15 protein-coding genes are annotated in these 15,973 nt (G+C 68.0%); 4 read left to right on the top strand and 11 right to left on the bottom strand.

Annotation, left to right across the window (positions count from 1 at the left end):
• Positions 1-39: 39 nt before the first annotated feature.
• From B7R21_RS07015 to hrcA, 4 genes are all read right to left on the bottom strand, one after another.
• Positions 40-399 (bottom strand): HIT domain-containing protein, encoded by a 360-nt coding sequence (locus B7R21_RS07015; RefSeq protein WP_116282522.1) that lies wholly within the window; start codon positions 397-399, stop codon positions 40-42.
• An 80-nt stretch (positions 400-479) separates the two neighbouring features.
• Positions 480-1,241, bottom strand: coding sequence for a 16S rRNA (uracil(1498)-N(3))-methyltransferase (locus B7R21_RS07010; protein ID WP_116282521.1), 762 nt, complete (start codon positions 1,239-1,241; stop codon positions 480-482).
• Between the two features lie 37 nt (positions 1,242-1,278).
• Positions 1,279-2,397, bottom strand: coding sequence for a molecular chaperone DnaJ (dnaJ, locus tag B7R21_RS07005; RefSeq protein ID WP_116282520.1), 1,119 nt, complete (start codon positions 2,395-2,397; stop codon positions 1,279-1,281).
• Positions 2,398-2,454: 57 nt separating this feature from the next.
• Positions 2,455-3,477 (bottom strand): heat-inducible transcriptional repressor HrcA, encoded by a 1,023-nt coding sequence (gene hrcA, locus B7R21_RS07000; protein ID WP_116282519.1) that lies wholly within the window; start codon positions 3,475-3,477, stop codon positions 2,455-2,457.
• A gap of 168 nt (positions 3,478-3,645) precedes the next feature.
• Here hrcA and B7R21_RS06995 point away from each other — a divergent pair, with 168 nt between their 5' ends.
• Together B7R21_RS06995 and B7R21_RS06990 are read left to right on the top strand one after the other, a co-directional pair.
• Positions 3,646-4,050: a DUF4870 domain-containing protein gene (locus B7R21_RS06995; protein ID WP_116282518.1), complete on the top strand. Its 405-nt coding sequence runs from the start codon at positions 3,646-3,648 to the stop codon at positions 4,048-4,050.
• Between the two features lie 54 nt (positions 4,051-4,104).
• Positions 4,105-4,509, top strand: coding sequence for a DUF4870 domain-containing protein (locus tag B7R21_RS06990; RefSeq protein ID WP_367379390.1), 405 nt, complete (start codon positions 4,105-4,107; stop codon positions 4,507-4,509).
• Positions 4,510-4,550: 41 nt separating this feature from the next.
• On the opposite strand, the gene hemW is transcribed toward B7R21_RS06990, so the two are convergent.
• The 3 genes from hemW to lepA are packed head-to-tail and all read right to left on the bottom strand — an operon-like array spanning position 4,551 to position 8,329.
• Positions 4,551-5,789: a radical SAM family heme chaperone HemW gene (hemW, locus tag B7R21_RS06985; protein ID WP_116282517.1), complete on the bottom strand. Its 1,239-nt coding sequence runs from the start codon at positions 5,787-5,789 to the stop codon at positions 4,551-4,553.
• 12 nt (positions 5,790-5,801) lie between these two features.
• On the bottom strand, positions 5,802-6,470 hold the full coding sequence (locus tag B7R21_RS06980; RefSeq protein ID WP_116282516.1) for a DUF1990 family protein: 669 nt from the start codon (positions 6,468-6,470) through the stop codon (positions 5,802-5,804).
• 8 nt (positions 6,471-6,478) lie between these two features.
• Positions 6,479-8,329: a translation elongation factor 4 gene (lepA, locus tag B7R21_RS06975; RefSeq protein WP_116282515.1), complete on the bottom strand. Its 1,851-nt coding sequence runs from the start codon at positions 8,327-8,329 to the stop codon at positions 6,479-6,481.
• A 152-nt stretch (positions 8,330-8,481) separates the two neighbouring features.
• Here lepA and B7R21_RS06970 point away from each other — a divergent pair, with 152 nt between their 5' ends.
• Positions 8,482-9,393, top strand: coding sequence for an NAD-dependent epimerase/dehydratase family protein (locus tag B7R21_RS06970; protein WP_116282514.1), 912 nt, complete (start codon positions 8,482-8,484; stop codon positions 9,391-9,393).
• Positions 9,394-9,516: 123 nt separating this feature from the next.
• Here the strand turns inward: B7R21_RS06970 and B7R21_RS06965 are convergent, their stop codons facing one another.
• Positions 9,517-10,665 carry a pyridoxal phosphate-dependent aminotransferase gene (locus tag B7R21_RS06965; RefSeq protein WP_116282513.1) on the bottom strand — a complete coding sequence of 383 codons (1,149 nt, stop codon included), beginning with the start codon at positions 10,663-10,665 and terminating at the stop codon, positions 9,517-9,519.
• A 187-nt stretch (positions 10,666-10,852) separates the two neighbouring features.
• On the opposite strand from B7R21_RS06965, the gene rpsT reads away from it, so the two are divergent.
• Positions 10,853-11,116, top strand: coding sequence for a 30S ribosomal protein S20 (gene rpsT, locus B7R21_RS06960; protein WP_116282512.1), 264 nt, complete (start codon positions 10,853-10,855; stop codon positions 11,114-11,116).
• Positions 11,117-11,252: 136 nt separating this feature from the next.
• Here the strand turns inward: rpsT and holA are convergent, their stop codons facing one another.
• The 3 genes from holA to B7R21_RS06945 all read right to left on the bottom strand — a co-directional run bounded on the left by holA (position 11,253) and on the right by B7R21_RS06945 (position 15,914).
• The gene (gene holA, locus B7R21_RS06955; RefSeq protein ID WP_253259684.1) at positions 11,253-12,233 is read right to left on the bottom strand and encodes a DNA polymerase III subunit delta; all 981 of its coding nucleotides are present in this window, start codon (positions 12,231-12,233) and stop codon (positions 11,253-11,255) included.
• 103 nt (positions 12,234-12,336) lie between these two features.
• Positions 12,337-15,048: a ComEC/Rec2 family competence protein gene (locus tag B7R21_RS06950; protein ID WP_116282511.1), complete on the bottom strand. Its 2,712-nt coding sequence runs from the start codon at positions 15,046-15,048 to the stop codon at positions 12,337-12,339.
• Complete coding sequence (locus B7R21_RS06945) at positions 15,045-15,914, bottom strand: helix-hairpin-helix domain-containing protein (RefSeq protein ID WP_253259678.1); 870 nt, start codon at positions 15,912-15,914, stop codon at positions 15,045-15,047. The genes B7R21_RS06950 and B7R21_RS06945 overlap by 4 nt, the downstream gene beginning before the upstream one ends.
• Between the last annotated feature and the right edge of the window lie 59 nt (positions 15,915-15,973).

Here is a 15,973-nt window from a genome sequence, read left to right as displayed (position 1 = left end):
TCGACCTGGATGACGGCGTCGGACGTCGTGGTGCTGTTCTCAGAACGAGGCAAGTGAACCTTCCTGGAGGTTGCCCGACAGAACGTGGGCGTGTACGTGGAAAACGGTCTGGCCCGCGCCGGCACCGGTGTTGAAGACGAGCCGGAAGTCGCCGTCGGAGTGCTCGGCGGCCAGCTGGTTCGCCAGCTCGACGACCTCGGCGAGGAGCCCCGGGTCGCCCGCAGCGAGCTCGACGACGTTCGCGTACTGCTCGGTCTTCGGCACGACGAGGATGTGCACGGGGGCCTTCGGTGCGACATCGACGAAGGCGATCACCCGCTCGGTCTCGGCGAGGATGGTCGCCGGGATCTCCCTCCGCACGATGCGGGTGAAGATCGACGGTTCTACGAGATCTGGCATGCCCTCATCTTAAGCGGAGCCCCTGACAGCGGGCCGGGCCTTCTGCTGTGGGCGTAGCGCGATCCCGCAGGAGCAGGCCGTCAGCTCCAGGTACCGAACCGCACGTTCAGCACGGCAATCGCCACGGGACCTGCAGTGGAGGTGCGGAGGATGCCCGTTCCGAGCTTCACACGGGTCGCACCGGCCGCCTGAAGCGCTTCGAGTTCGCCGGGCGAGATCCCGCCCTCCGGTCCGACGACGAGAACGAGGTCGGCGCCTGCACCACCCGGCTCGCCTCCGTCTCCGAGGTCGACCGCGGTCAGGGAGAGCTCCGCGGTCGGGTCGAGCACGAGCATCCGTGAGCCTCGCGCCAGCGCCACCAGGTCTTTCGTCGACGTCAGCTCACCGACCTCCGGCACCCAGGCCTGGATCGACTGCTTCGTGGCCTCCCGCACAATGGTGCGCCAGCGATCCAGTCCCTTGGCGATCTTCGGCCCCACCCACCGCGACACCGAGCGCTCCGCCGCCCACGGCGAGACCCGCGCGACACCGAGCTCGGTCGCCGCCTGCACGGCCAGCTCGTCCCTGTCGCCCTTTGCAAGCGCCTGCACGAGATGGATGCGATGCGGCGCCTTCTCGACCTGCCCGACATCGGTGACGGCGATGCTCAGCACAGAACCCGACACGGCGATGACCGGCCCGCTCACGACGAGGCCCCGGCCGTCGCCGATCGACGTGGCCTCGCCGACCCGGATGCGGTTCACCGTGACGGCGTGCTTCTGCTCCTCGCCGTGCAACGAGACGACGTCGCGCACCTCGTGCGGGATCGACGCGAGGTCTTCGCGGATGAAGAGCGAACTCATGCTCGCGCGCTCCCGTGTTGTGCCGTCATCCGCGCGCTCAGGCGTTCATGAAACGGTCGCGGAGCTTCGAGAACAGGCCCTGCTGGAACTGCCCGAGCGACGGCGCCGGGTACTTGTGCGCCGAGGCGAGCTGCTTCATCAGCTCCTTCTGCTTGTGGTCGAGCTTGGTCGGTGTGACGACCTGGATGCCGATCTTGAGATCCCCTCGACCGCCGCCCCGGAGCTTCGTCACGCCGCGCGACTTGATCGTCAGCACCTCTGAGCTCTGGATGCCCGGCTTCACCTCGACCTCGACGTCGCCGTCGAGCGCCTTCAGGGTGGTCATCGTGCCGAGAACGGCATCCCACATCTGCACCTCGAGGGTGCAGAGCAGGTCGTCGCCGTTCCGGCTGAAGATGTCGTGGTGGCGCACCTTCACCTCGAGGTAGAGGTCGCCCTGCGGCCCGCCGGCCGGGCCCACCTCGCCCTGGGCGGGCATCTGCAGGCGAAGACCGGTGTCGACGCCGGCGGGGATGTCGACCGGGATGGTGCGACGGGCGCGGATCCGGCCCTGACCCTGGCAGGTGACGCAGGGGGCGGGGATGATCGTGCCGTAGCCGCGGCAGGTGCCGCAGGGCGAACTCGTCATGACATTGCCGAGGAGCGAACGCACCGTGCGGGAGATCTGGCCCGTGCCGTGGCAGATGTCGCAGGTCACCTCGTGGGTGCCCGGCTGGGCACAGGATCCCCCACACGTCTCGCAGAGGATCGCGGTGTCGACCTCGAGGTCGCGGTGCGTGCCGAAGATGACCTCGCTGAGGTCGACCTCCACGCGCAGCAGCGCGTCCTGTCCGCGTTCGGCGCGCGAGCGGGGGCCGCGCTGTCCACCCTGCTGTCCGCCGAAGAATGTCTCGAAGATGTCACCGAAGCCGCCGAATCCCTGGGCTCCGCCGCCACCTCCCCCGAAGCCGGCCTGCGGCCCGCGATCGTAGCTCTGGCGCTGCCCGGGATCGCTCAGCACGTCATAGGCGTGGGTCACCGCCTTGAAGCGCTCCTCGGCATCCGGAGCCGAGTTCACGTCGGGGTGCAGCTCGCGCGCGAGCCTGCGGTAGGCCTTCTTGATCTCATCGGGGGTAGCGGTGCGTTCGACACCGAGAACGTCGTAGTGGTCAGCCACGAAGGGCTTCTCCTTTGTTTGGTGAGTGGAGGTGAAGAGTCGGGAGGGGCGCGGGCGCTAGTTCTCGCCCAGGCTCTTCGAGAGGTACCGGGCGACTGCCCGCACGGCCTGGATGTTCGTGGAGTAGTCCATGCGGGTCGGGCCGAGCACGCCCAGCCGGGCAACCGCCGAACCGGCGCCGCTGTAGCCGCTCGCGAGCACCGAGGTCTCGGCCAGGCCGAACGACGCGTTCTCGCGGCCGATCCGCACGGACATGCCGTGCTGGTCGGCCTGCATCTCACTGAACAGGCGGAGGAGCACCACCTGCTCCTCGACCGCCTCGAGCACGGGGAGGATGCTGCCGGCGAAGTCGCCCTCCGTGCGCACGAGGTTCGCGGCCCCGGCGATGATGAGCTTCTCCTGCCGGTTCGCGGTGACCTGCTCGATCAGCGCCCGGCTGACGGCGGCAACGGCGGCCTGTCGCGCGGGCACGAACTGGTCGCTGAACTCGGCGAGCCGCGCCGCGGCGGCGTCGAGACCCAGGCCGGACGCCGAGGCGTTGGCTCTCGTTCGGAGTTCGGCCAGGAAGTCGTCGTCGACCTCCGTCGACACCTCGACGATGCGCTGTTCGACGTGCCCGCTGTCGGTGATGACCACCGTCAGGAGACGGAACGGGGTGAGGGCGACCACCTCGATGTGCCGCACCTTCGCGGTCGACAGCGACGGGTACTGCACCATCGCGACCTGCTGGGTGAGCTGCGAGAGCAGACGCACGGTGCGGGCGAGCACATCGTCGAGGTCGACGGATGATCCGAGGAACGTCTCGATCGCCTGGCGCTGGGCGGCGGTCAGGGGCTTCAGATCCGACAGGTGGTCGACGAAGAGCCGGTAACCCTTGTCGGTCGGGATGCGCCCCGAGGAGGTGTGGGGAGCGGTGATCAGCTCCTCCTCCTCGAGGAGGGCCATGTCGTTGCGGATGGTCGCTGCAGAGACTCCGAACGAGTGGCGGTCGACGATCGACTTCGATCCGACCGGTTCGCGCGACTCGACGTAGTCGTGCACGATGACGCGCAGAACTTCGAGGCTGCGTTCGGAGACCATGACGCCCACCTTCCTCGACCGGCTTAGCACTCCCGTGATCAGAGTGCCAATTATATAACGCTGGGATGGGCGAGGCATCCCTGACCGCGACACGCTGAGCAAAAATCATTGCCCCGTGTGGCGGCTGCCGCTATCTTGTGGGTATCCGTGTCCAGTTAGGAGATCCCGGTGTCCGATCCGACTGCATCCCCGCCTGCCCCGCAGCCCGCAGCCCCGCTGTCTGCTGAAGACGACAAGCTCTGGGCGAGTCTCTCCCATTTCGGCAACATCATCCCGCTCGTGCCCGCACTGGTCATCCATCTCGTCTTCAAGGACCGGGGACGCCAGGTTCGGCAGGAGAGCACGGAAGCGCTCAACTGGACGATCAATGTCACGGCAGCGATCATCGTGCTGAACGTGCTGGCGACCATCCTCGGCTTCATCCCGTTCGTGGGCGGGATCCTCGGCCTCCTCATCGGCCTCGTCACCTGGGCCGTCGTCATCGTCAACCTGGTCTTCGCCATCATCGGCGGGATGCGGGTGAACGGCGGCGGCAGCTACCGCTACCCCATCAACTACCGCTGGATCAGATAACACCCCTCCCCTGACCGGACGTTCCCGAATGTCCGCCAACGAAAGGCATCACCCATGTCGAACGACTTCCCTCCCGCCGGCCCGCCCACTCCCCCGCCCGCGTCTCCCGGCTACCCGGCTGTGGCGCCGATGCGTCCGGAGGACCAGCGCCTCTGGTCGACACTCATCCACGTCGGCGGCATCATCTTCGGGTTCCTCCCGGCGCTGATCGGCTACCTGGTGCTGAAGGATCGCGGCGAGTTCATCCGCGAGCACACCAAGACGGCCCTGAACTTCCAGCTGACCATCCTGATCGGCTACATCGTGGGTTACATCCTGACGATCGTGCTGATCGGCGCCGTCATCGTGATCGCGGTCTGGATCATCAGCATCGTGTTCGCGATCATCGCCGCGATCGCCGCCAACAAGGGTGAGGGCTACACCTACCCGAAGTGGTGCGCGATCCAGTTCATCAAGTAGCCGCAGCAGCTGGCAGCCACAGCAGCTGCTAGCCACAGCAGCTAGGTGAGCCGGCGCACCACAGCGTCGGCCAGGAGCCGCCCCCGCAGCGTCAGTTCGACTGAGCCGCGGAGGGCGGCTCTTCCGTCGATGAGGCCGTCGCCGATGAGGCTCGCGATCTGCTGGCGGGCATCCGGAGCGAGGCTCGCGATAGGCAGGCCGGACCGGATGCGCGCCAGAAGCAGCACGCGCTCGATCTCCCGCGACCGGGCGTCGGGCGTCTCCCGCCCCGCGGCCGGAGAGTGCCCGGCGAGGATGCGTTCGGCGTAGGCGGCGGGGTGCTTCACATTCCACCAGCGGGTTCCGCCGATGTGGCTGTGCGCGCCGGGGCCGATTCCCCACCAGTCGTGGCCCTGCCAGTAGGCGAGGTTGTGGCGGGAACGGAACTCGCTCGCGGGAGTGTCGGGGCCGGAGCGCGCCCAGTTGCTCACCTCGTACCAGTCGTAGCCGGCCGAGGCGAGCCGGGCATCCGCCAGCTCGTACATGTTGGCCTCGAGGTCGTCGTCGGGCACAGGATAGACGCCCGACTTGATCTGGCGGGCGAGCTTCGTGCCCTGTTCGACGATCAGGGCATAGGCGGAGAGATGGTCGGGCTCCATCGCCAGCGCCGAGTCGAGCGAGCGTTCCCAGTCGCCGAGCGACTCGCCGGGCGTGCCGTAGATGAGGTCGACGCTCACCTGCAGCCCCGCGTCACGCGCCCACCGCACCACTTCGGGCACCCGCTCGGGGTCGTGGGTGCGGTCGAGGGTCTTGAGTACGTGCGGCACGGCGGACTGCATGCCGAAGCTCACGCGCGTGAACCCGGCTTCGGCGAGCTCGGTGAGGTACCGGGCATCCACCGAGTCGGGGTTCGCCTCTGTCGTGACCTCGGCACCCGGCGCCAGGCCCCAGGCGTCGTCGACAGAACGCAGCATCTGGATGAGCTGGGCACTCGGCAGGAGGGTCGGCGTTCCGCCCCCGAAGAAGACGGTCGAGACGGGGCGATCCCTCACACCCGAGTTCTTCAGCACCGTCGCGGCGAGACCGACCTCGAGAACGGCCTGGCCGGCGTAGTCGACCTGCTTCACCCCGCGCAGCTCACTCGAGGTGTAGGTGTTGAAGTCGCAGTACCCGCATCGCACTCGGCAGAACGGTACGTGCAGGTACACCCCGAACGGATGGTCGTGGCTGAGCTCGACGACCGACGGTGGCAGCAGCCCGTCGAGCGGCGCGGGATCGCCGAGCGGAAGCGCGCTACCCACGGGCGCCGACCGTCATGCCGTGCGGGCCGGGAGCAGGGCGCGGAGGTACTGCCGGGTGGCCTTTCGCTGCTGCCAACGCAGGAACGGGGTGCCCAGCCGGTAGTACCACGTGCTGGGGCGCGAGAAGCTGCGGATGACCAGCCAGACCGCGCCGTCGTCGTGCTGCTCCACCATGAAGCTCTCCTCGCCGATCTCCGGATGCCCGGGAAGGGTACCGTAGGCGAAACCCACACGGTGGGCATCCGTCGTCACCGACACCACCCGCACCGGCGCGGTGAACTTCACCCCGAACACCTGCACGACGAGTTCGGCTGTGACGCCCGGCGACACGTGCGGCGTACCGTCTTCGGTGTAGACGAAACCCTCATCGGGCTGGCGGGGGGAGATCGGCTGGCCGCTCGCGTCGTAGACGAGCCCGATATAGTCGGTGTCGCTCGAGACCGGCAGTTCGATGTTCTGCACTGTCATGCCGCTGCCGCGCTGGATGCCCCATGTGAGGATCGCCTCGGCCGCCGACTGGAACCGTTCGTCTCCCGAGCCGAGCCGCGCCCGTGCCTGGAAGGGCTTGAACCCCTTCGGCGGGTAGTACATCAGATCGTCTGCCTGGCTCGCCCCGATGGCAGCATAGGTGAGCGCCTGCCCGCTGTGGGTGGCCCGGGTACGGCGTTCCTCTGTCGGCATGGCCGGCTCTACTTCTTGTCTTTCGTCTCGGTGTCGCCGCTGAGGGCAGCGATGAACGCCTCCTGCGGAACCTCCACGCGGCCCACCATCTTCATGCGCTTCTTGCCCTCCTTCTGCTTCTCCAGCAGTTTGCGCTTCCGGGTGATGTCACCGCCGTAACACTTGGCGAGAACGTCTTTGCGGATCGCACTGATCGACTCGCGAGCGATGATGCGGGCGCCGATGGCTGCCTGGATGGGCACGTCGAACTGCTGGCGCGGAATCAGCTTCTTCAGCCGCTCCGTCATCAGCACGCCGTACGCGTACGCCTTGTCCCGGTGCACGATGGCGCTGAAGGCGTCGACCGCCTCGCCCTGCAGCAGGATGTCGACCTTAACCAGGTCGGCCTCCTGCTCGCCGATGGGCTCGTAGTCGAGGCTCGCGTAGCCCTGCGTGCGGCTCTTGAGGTGGTCGAAGAAGTCGAACACGATCTCGCCGAGGGGCATGTGGTAGTGCAACTCGACCCGGTCGGTACCGACATACTCCATGCCGTCGAGGCTGCCGCGGCGGCCCTGGCAGAGCTCCATGATCGTACCGACGTAGTCCTTCGGCGCCAGGATCGACGCCTTCACCATGGGCTCGCTGACACTCTTGATCTTGCCGCCGGGGAACTCGCTCGGGTTGGTGACGGTCACCGTCTTCCTGTCATCGGTGGTCACCTCGTAGATCACGCTCGGGGCAGTGGCGATGAGGTCGAGGTTGAACTCGCGTTCGAGGCGTTCGGTGATGATCTCGAGGTGCAGCAGCCCGAGGAATCCGCAGCGGAAGCCGAAACCGAGCGCCACAGAGGTCTCCGGTTCGTACACGAGGGCAGCATCGCTGAGCTTCAGCTTGTCGAGCGCTTCGCGGAGGATCGGGTAGTCGGAGCCGTCGATCGGGTAGAGCCCGGAGAACACCATCGGCTTCGGCTCGGAGTACCCCTTCAGCGCGACCGTCGCCGGGCGGAGGTGCGTGGTGACCGTGTCGCCCACCTTCGACAGCCGCACATCCTTCACGCCGGTGATCAGGTAACCGACCTCGCCGACGGCCAGGCCCTTGCTGGGGGTGGGCTCGGGAGAACTCACGCCGATCTCCAGCACCTCGTGGGTGGACTTGGTGCTCATCATCATGATCTTCTCGCGAGGCGTGAGCTTGCCGTCGATCATGCGCACGTACGTGATCACGCCGCGGTAGGCGTCGTAGACCGAGTCGAAGATCATCGCGCGGGGCGGGGCATCGATGTCGCCCACGGGTGCCGGAATGCTCTCGACGACGAGGTCGAGCAGCTCCTCGACGCCCATTCCGGTCTTGCCGCTGACCCGCAGCACGTCTTCAGCTTTGCCACCGATGAGGCCGGCGAGTTCTTCAGCGTACTTGTCGGGGTCGGCGGCCGGGAGGTCGATCTTGTTGAGCACCGGGATGATCTTCAGGTCGTTGTCGAGCGCGAGGTAGAGGTTGGCGAGGGTCTGCGCCTCGATGCCCTGTGCGGCATCCACCAGCAGGATCGCGCCCTCGCAGGCCGCCAGTGACCGGCTGACCTCGTAGGTGAAGTCGACGTGGCCGGGGGTGTCGATCATGTTGAGCGCGTAGGTCTGGCCGTTCTGGGCCCAGGGCATGCGCACGGCCTGGCTCTTGATCGTGATGCCGCGCTCGCGCTCGATGTCCATGCGGTCGAGGTACTGGGCGCGCATGTCGCGATCGCTGACCACACCGGTGATCTGCAGCATGCGGTCGGCCAGGGTCGACTTGCCGTGGTCGATGTGCGCGATGATGCAGAAGTTGCGGATGAACGCGGGGTCGGTCGACGCCGGCTGGAGTTCCTGTACTGCTCTGGGGCTCACGCGTTCCTCATGGTTGTGACGGTTCTGCTTCGGGTGATGCTGGAGAAGTGCTCACAGAAGTTTACGAGACAGATGCGCCCGGCGGCTCCCGGCCTCCGATCCTGTGCAGAGCAAGCGGGAATCTTTGGCCTGTGGACGAGTTGAATGACGGCATGACTATCTTTCTGACCGGCGCGACCGGCTTCATAGGTTCAGCAATCCTCCGCCAGCTCCTGGCCGACGGGCGAGAGGTGACAGCGCTCGTCCGCTCGGGCGAGAAAGCGGCCACCGTGAGCGAGCTCGGAGCGCACGCCGTGGTCGGCGACATCACCGACACACGGCTGCTCGAAGAGCAGGCACGCCAGAGTGACGGAGTGATTCATGTCGCCTCCCCCGGCGACGAGACCAGCGCCGCCATCGACGACGCCCTTGTCACCGCCGTGCTCGCGGGTCTCGAGGGAAGCGACAAGCCGTACGTGCACACCGGCGGCATCTGGGTTCTCGGCAACGGTGCCGAGCTGACCGAGTCCTCGCCCCAGGACCCGCCGGCGATCACTGCCTGGCGCGGAGGCGTCGAACAGCGGGTGCTCGACGCCGAAGGGGTGAGGACGACCCTGATCATGCCCGGAATCGTCTACGGCTACGGCCAGGGCATCCCGAACATGCTCGTTCAGGCGCCGCGCACGACGGTCGTCTCCGGGGAGACCGGTGCCTCGGGTGAATCGTCACTCAAGCTGATCGGCAGCGGGGATCAGCACTGGAGCACGGTGTTCGTAGACGACCTCGCCGCGCTCTACATCCTCGCGTTCGATCGCGCGGCGGCCGGGAGCGTCTACCTCGGTGCAGGCGGGGAGAACCCCACCGTGCGCCAGCTCGGCGAGGCGGCCGCGACCGCTGCCGGGCTCGAGGGCCGCGTCTCGCCGTCGACGGATGAGGAGATGTACGGGATGCTCGGAAAGCCCTTCGCCGAGGCGCTGCTGCTCGACCAGCAGGCCACCGGATCGGCCGCACGCCGCGACCTGGGCTGGGAACCGAAGGGCCCCTCCCTCCTCGACGAACTGCGCACCGGATCCTACGCGGCCTGATCCGGCCTCGCCCGACCGGATCGACTCACCGAAAACTGTCGGTAAGAAGCTGCGATAGCGACAGTTTTCGGTGAGTCGATGTGGCTGCGAGGCCGGCGGGGGGCGGCGGCAGTGGGCGGCAGGTCAGGCGCGGGGCGGGTGCGGCAGGCGACGGATGCCCGTCTCGATGTCGTGCGGGGAGGCGGCCACGCACAGGCGGATCCAGCCCTCGCCATGACGGCCGAACGCGCTGCCGGGGGCGACGGCGACGCGCTGCTCGAGCAGGAACCGTTCCGCCCACTCGGCGACGTCGCCATTCGTCGCGTACGAGACATCCACCCACAGATAGAAGGCACCGGACGGCTCGAGATACCCGATCCCGAGTTCGTCGAGCAGGCGCGTCGCCACCCCGAGATTCTCGCGGTAGTGGGCAGCTGCGGCGACGACGTGCTCCTGCGGTCCGGTGATGGCTGCAACGGCCGCACGCTGGGTGGGGGTGTTGATGCAACTGATCATGGCCTCCTGCGCCGATCGCATCAGGGCTGCCATGCCGGGCGGGGTCACGAGGTACCCGATCCGTGCTCCGGTGAGGGCATAGGTCTTCGAGAGCGAGAAGACGGAGAAGACCCGGTCATCGGTGTCGAGCGAGGCGACGCTCGTGTGCAGTGCGCCGTAGGTGAAGCACTCGTAGACCTCGTCGCTGAGGATCCAGAGGTCGTGCTTCTTCGCAAATGCCAGCAGGCTCTGGATGACCGGCTTCGGAAAGATCGCCCCGAGAGGGTTCGACGGTGAGTTGATGATGATCATCCGCGTGCGGTCGGTGACGAGGCGTTCGAGTTCGTCGAGGTCGGGGAGGAAATCGTTGGAACGCTTCAGGGTGTACGGCACCGGCACGGCGGAGATCATCCGGGCGTTCATGGCGAACGTCGAGTAGCCGGGATCGGGGATGAGTACCTCCTCGCCCGGACCGAGCGCCAGCGTCATGGCGAGATAGAGGGCGTGCATGCCGCCGTTCGTCACCCAGACCTGCTCGGTGTCGACGCGGATGCCGTTCTGGGCGCCGAGTTTGGCGACGATGGCCTCGCGGAGCTCGGGGATACCGCCGTTCGGGGTGTAGTCGGTGTCGTCGGCCTGCCAGGCGCGCTCTGCCGCTTCGAGGATGTGCGGCGCGACCGCCACATCCGGTTCGCCGACCGCCAGGAACACGACATCGTCGAGCGACTGCGCAAGCTCGAAGATGCGCCGGATGCCGGAAGGCGGAACGGAGTCCATATGGGCAGCAAGACTGGGCATGCCCACAACGCTAGTATGTTTGTCGTTCACGCTGGCTACTGGTAATGTTGACCCTTGGCTTCCGTAGCCGCGCCCGAGACGCTCCATTTCATCGCCGTTCCCACGTCGTGATCCGGTCATTCGTCTGCGCGGGCTGCGATTCATCACGTCGAACATTTACAGACCAACAGATACAGAGGGTAGTTCAGTGGCAAACATCAAGTCCCAGATCAAGCGCATCGGCACCAACGCGAAGGCCCACGAGCGCAACAAGGCCGTCAAGAGCGAGCTGAAGACGGCCATCCGCGCCGTCAAGTCGAGCGTTGCCGCCGGCGACCGGGAGAAGGCCGCTGCCGCGCTGACCCTGGCGAGCAAGAAGCTCGACAAGGCGGCCAGCAAGGGCGTCATCCACAAGAACCAGGCTGCCAACCGCAAGTCGTCGATCAGCAAGTCGGTCGCTGCGCTGAGCTAGTCTCGCTCCGCGCGCGCTTCTCGCGCTCCGCTGTACCAGCTTCGAAAGGCCCCGCTCCGGCGGGGCCTTTCTGCGCTTCGCGCCTGTGGGTGGGCGGGGGTCAGTGGGTGGGCGGGGGGCAGTGGGTGGTCGGGGGTCAGTGCTCGCCGCGAGAGGCGATGGTGGCGATCATCCGCTCGAGGGAGTAGACCGGGTCGCGGCTGCCGCCCTTGATGTTCTCGTCGGTCTCGGCCAGGATCTGGATGCTGCGGCCGAGGCCCTCCCCCGTCCAGCCCTGAAGGTCGCGCCGTGCCCGGTCGATCTGCCACGGGGCGAGGCCGAGCTGGCCCGCGAGCTGCCCGCCGCCGCCCCGGGAGCCGAGCACCTTGGCCATCGTGCGGAGCTTCATTGCGAAGGCGGCCACCATGGGCACTGGGTCGGCACCCGTGGCGAGGGCGTGCCTCAGGAGCGTCAACGCCTCGCCGTAGTGACCGGCGATGGCGCTGTCGGCCACCGCGAAGGCGTTCGTCTCCACCCGCCCCGAGTAGTACTTCTCGACGGTGACCTCGGTAATCTCGTCGCTGGTGTCGGCGATGAGCTGGCCGCAGGCGCTCGACAGTTCGGCCAGGTCGTCGGTGAAGGCGGAGACCAGAGCACGCACGGCACTCGGCGTCACCCGTCGGCCGGCCGCCCTGAACTCGGCCACCGCGAAGTCGTAACGCTCCGAGTCCTTCTTGAGTTCTGCGCAGACCACCTCGACGACGTCGCCCGTGCTCGCTCGCACAGCGTCGAGCAGTCGTTTGCCCCGCACTCCCCCACCGTGCCGCAGCACGACGGTGGTGTCGTCGGCCGGATACCCCAGGTACTCGACCGTCTCCGCGATGAACGCGTCGGTGCACTTCTCGACGGAGGACACCCTGATCATCCGGGGTTCCCCGAACAGCGACGGGCTCGCCATGGTGAGGAGTTCGCCGGGCGCATAACCGGAGGCGTCGATGTCGACGATCTCGAGGCTCGGGTCTTCGGCCTTCAGAAGGTCGCGCAGCTGCCGGATCGCGCGCTCCGCAAGGAATGTCTCCGTACCCGAGACGAGCACGACCGAGGCCGGACGGATCTGCTCCCAGGAGAGTTGCGGGATGACGGGGGCGGGTGCCTTCGACGACCCCTTGGCGGCCCCTCCGCCACCCGAACCGCCACGAGCCGAACCCGACCGTGACCCTCTCACAGCAGCCACAACACCCTCACTTCTTTCTGGCTTCAACCCTAGCCTGACCCTCCGACCACACGATGATCCCCTCCGGGCACGGCGCCAGCACGATCATCCCCAGGAGGTCGGTTCGGTATGCCGCCGTGCCTGCGCGGGTGAGGATTCCGAGCAGGCGGTCGGTCGGATGCCCGTATCTGTTGCCTGCTCCGACAGACACCAGGCCGACCTCCGCCCGAAGCGCCTGATAGAGCGACTCGCTCTGGTCGGCGCTGCCGTGATGGGCGACCTTGACGACGTCTTCATCGGGAAGCGCATCGCCCGGCAGCCCGGTGAGGGCACTGGTGTGCGCGAGCAGCCGCTGCGAATCCTCCCCGAGATCGCCGAGGAAGATCGAGTCGATCTGCCCGGAGAACTGCACGGTGACGCTCGCGTCGTTGCCACGGAGGAGCGTGTCCACCTGCGGCCACAACACCTTCCAGCCGATGTCGCCGAGCATCCCGGAGTCACCGCGACGCGCTTGGCGCACATCGGCTCCGGCCGCCGTGAGGGTGGCTGCCATCCTTTCGTCGCCGGCATCTGCGGCGGGCCCCATCAGCACCGTGGAGACCCGCCCGACCACCGCGCTGAGCCCGCCGACATGGTCGAGGTCGTAGTGGGTCAGAACGAGCAGATCCAGTTCGGTGATGTCGAGTTCGTCGAGACACACGGTGAGGAGTGCCGGGTCGGGCCCGACATCCACCAGGGCGAACCGGTCGGGCTGCCCCGGCTGCGCGCTCCGGATGACCACTGCGTCACCCTGCCCGATGTCGCAGGCGGCGATCTGCCAGTCCGGAGGCCAGCTCTGTGCCGGGAGAAGGGTGCTGGAGAGCGTCGAGCCGAGGTAGCCGGCCACGGTGAGAAGGAGGACAGCGCCCGCCGAGAATCGCACGGCGCGGCGCGGGTGACGGATCGCGTATCGGCGGAGCCCTCCATGCGGAGCACGCTGACCGCGCGGACTACATCGACGACGTCGGTCACGACGACCACGCTGACCACGCTGACCACGCTGACCACGACTGTCACGACAATCGGGGTCAGTGTCGAGGTCGCCTGACTTTCCGGGCGCGGAGCGCTCGCTCCCCGGCGGAACCAGAAGCAGGATGAGGGCAGCGGCACTCGCCACCAGCACGAGCAGAATCCCGGCGGAGCCCGGCGGCCAGGGCAGGCTGCTGCCGGGTGCCGTGGCGAAGAACCGTGCGACGCCCGCGATCCACGACGCCGGAACCCACGTGAGCCAGGCGCCGACCGGGGCGAGGGGCGGGATCACCGCGGCCACGATGCACGAGATCAACCCGAGAACCGTCGCGACCGGTGCGGCGGGTTCTGCGAGCAGGTTGGCGGCGACGCTGTAGGTGGAGATCGTCGGCGTGAGCAGGAGGAGTACGGGCTGGCAGGCCAGCTGCGCCGCCAGGGGGACGGCAATGATGAGCGACACAGTGGCGGGCATCCACTTCGACAGCCGAGCGCTGAGCGGCCTTGCCAGGACGAGCAGACCAGCGGTGGCGAGCACGGACAGCGCGAGGCCATAGTTGCGAGCGAGCCAGGGGTCACAGGCGAGCAGGATGATCGTTGCCAGCCCAAGCGCCGGCAGGCCTTTCGGAGGCCGGCCCGATGCAAGCGTGATGAGCACGATGGTCGCCATCACTGCGGCACGGAGCACACTCGACGACGGCGTGACGAGCACGACGAAGGCCGTCATGACAGCGAGCGAGAACACGATCCTGCCGCGCCTGGACAACCCCAGCAGCCCGCCGAGGAGCATGATGGCCGCGACGACGATGGCACAGTTCGCTCCCGAGACTGCGGTGAGGTGGCTGAGACCGCTGGCTGTCATCTGGGAGTCGAGATCATCGCTGACGAGGCTGACGTCGCCGATGGCGAGCCCCGGAACGAGTTCGCCGCCGTCGCCGGGCAGGCCGGCGGCACTCTGACGGAACGAGGCACGGAGACCGTTCGCCCAGCCGAGATACCACGGCGCCGGTTCGGCGAACAGGGGCGCTCTGTCTGTGTAGAGCAGCGCGACGACGCTCTCGCCGGCGTCCGTCGGCTTCAGGGTTCCCGACGTCTCGAGTTGCTCCCCGATCTCGGGTGCGGGTGCACCTGGCGCAGCCTGCACGAAGACCAGAACGGGCATCTGCGTCTGGAGGACGGTGCTTCCGGAGCGGACGGATGAGGCGGTGGCGGTGAACCGGAATGGGGAGCGCGTCTCGGGGTCTCGGCCAGCGCTCGATGCAGAGGCCGGGCCGAACGGTGATGGAGCGGCCGTGGTGACGACCGGCGCCGAGGTGACGGTCAACCGCATGCGGACGGTGTGCGCGAACAGCGGTGCGACGGAGACGGGTTGCCGAGCCGGGAGCTGTGCGGCGATGCAGGCCGCGACGAGCCCGCCAGCCGCGCAGCAGAGGGCGATCAGCGTGAGGGCTCCCGCCGCCCGCCGCAGCGCACTGTGGAGTGCCAGCCCGGCGCTCAGCGGGCGGGCGGCGCGAAGCCGTCGGGCGGCGTACCGTCGGCGACGCGGTTCGCGCGAGAGCAGCAGCACCAGGACGACGAGCAGGACCGCCACCCCGAAGAGCCCGGCTGCGCACCACCCGGCGAGATCGGGAAGCAGAAGCCGCGGCACCCCGACGAGCAGGCCCGCCACCAGCCAGCAGAAGACCGCAGGAAGGACGAGGCGGAGGTCGGCGCCACCCTGCACGGGCCGCGTCATATCGTCACCAGGGGCGCCAGGACCTCGAACGTCCTGTCACCGATGCCCGACACGTTCTTCAGGTCGTCGACCTGGGTGAACCGCCCGTTCTCGGTTCGCCAGGCGATGATGCGCTGGGCCATGGCCGGCCCGACGTGCGGAAGGGTCTCGAGCGTGGTCTGGTCGGCGGTGTTCACGTTGACGAGGGCAACGGGAGCACCCCCTGCACCGGCGGCCGACCCTGTTCCCGGGCCGGTTGCCGCCCCACCGGCGCCGGCCGGGCGTGGCTGTGGAGAAGCCCCCTGCTCGGGCACCACCAGCTGCTCCCCGTCGGCCACGACACGGGCGAGGTTCTGCTGGCCCTGGTCGGCTGTCGCCGTGAACCCGCCGGCGGCGGAGATAGCGTCGATCACCCGGTCGCCGGGGTGGAGTTCGAAGAGCCCCGGATGCGCAACGGCACCGAGCACGTGCACGAGGATCGGTGCGGCCGCGCGGCCCGCTGACGCCGGGTTGGAAGCGGAACCGGGCGTGCCGGTGGCAGCGCTCGATGAGCCGAGGGAGCCCGAGGCACCCGCGCCCGGGTCACCGGAGACCGCACCGGCAGAACCGCCGGTAGCGCTGGTATCGCCCGCACCGCCCGCCGCAGATGCACCACCACCCGGGAGCGCGACGAGATCGACCCGGCCGCGCCCTGCCACCATGGACACGACCACCGCACACACCAGAGTCGCGATCACCAGCACGATGGCGGCGCCCACGCCGATCCGCAACCGGGACCTCCCGGCAGGCTCCTCCTCGCGAGGCGGCTCCTCGATCTCCCACGGCAGTGGCCGCCCGGCCCCCACGGGCCGGGCGGACTCCTCGGGGACACCAGGCACATCGCGCATGCACCGACCGTACGAAACAGAAAGGGCCGAGCATCCGCCCGGCCCCGAATCTGTGGAGA

Origin of the sequence: Subtercola boreus (assembly GCF_003399625.1) — a bacterium.
Lineage (GTDB): Bacteria > Actinomycetota > Actinomycetes > Actinomycetales > Microbacteriaceae > Subtercola > Subtercola boreus_C.
The sequence above is the reverse complement of the archived record's forward strand: the minus strand, read 5'-3'. Positions and strand labels throughout refer to the sequence as shown.

Excerpts from the sequence above, each read along its gene's own strand:
- B7R21_RS06945 (WP_253259678.1), bottom strand. The coding sequence starts at position 15,914 with ATGCGCGATGTGCCTGGTGTCCCCGAGGAGTCCGCCCGGCCCGTGGGG.
- B7R21_RS06970 (WP_116282514.1), top strand. The coding sequence starts at position 8,482 with ATGACTATCTTTCTGACCGGCGCGACCGGCTTCATAGGTTCAGCAATC.
- hrcA (WP_116282519.1), bottom strand. The coding sequence starts at position 3,477 with ATGGTCTCCGAACGCAGCCTCGAAGTTCTGCGCGTCATCGTGCACGAC.
- B7R21_RS07010 (WP_116282521.1), bottom strand. The coding sequence starts at position 1,241 with ATGAGTTCGCTCTTCATCCGCGAAGACCTCGCGTCGATCCCGCACGAG.
- B7R21_RS06965 (WP_116282513.1), bottom strand. The coding sequence starts at position 10,665 with ATGCCCAGTCTTGCTGCCCATATGGACTCCGTTCCGCCTTCCGGCATC.
- B7R21_RS06990 (WP_367379390.1), top strand. The coding sequence starts at position 4,105 with ATGTCGAACGACTTCCCTCCCGCCGGCCCGCCCACTCCCCCGCCCGCG.
- B7R21_RS07015 (WP_116282522.1), bottom strand. The coding sequence starts at position 399 with ATGCCAGATCTCGTAGAACCGTCGATCTTCACCCGCATCGTGCGGAGG.
- B7R21_RS06950 (WP_116282511.1), bottom strand. The coding sequence starts at position 15,048 with ATGACGCGGCCCGTGCAGGGTGGCGCCGACCTCCGCCTCGTCCTTCCT.
- B7R21_RS06980 (WP_116282516.1), bottom strand. The coding sequence starts at position 6,470 with ATGCCGACAGAGGAACGCCGTACCCGGGCCACCCACAGCGGGCAGGCG.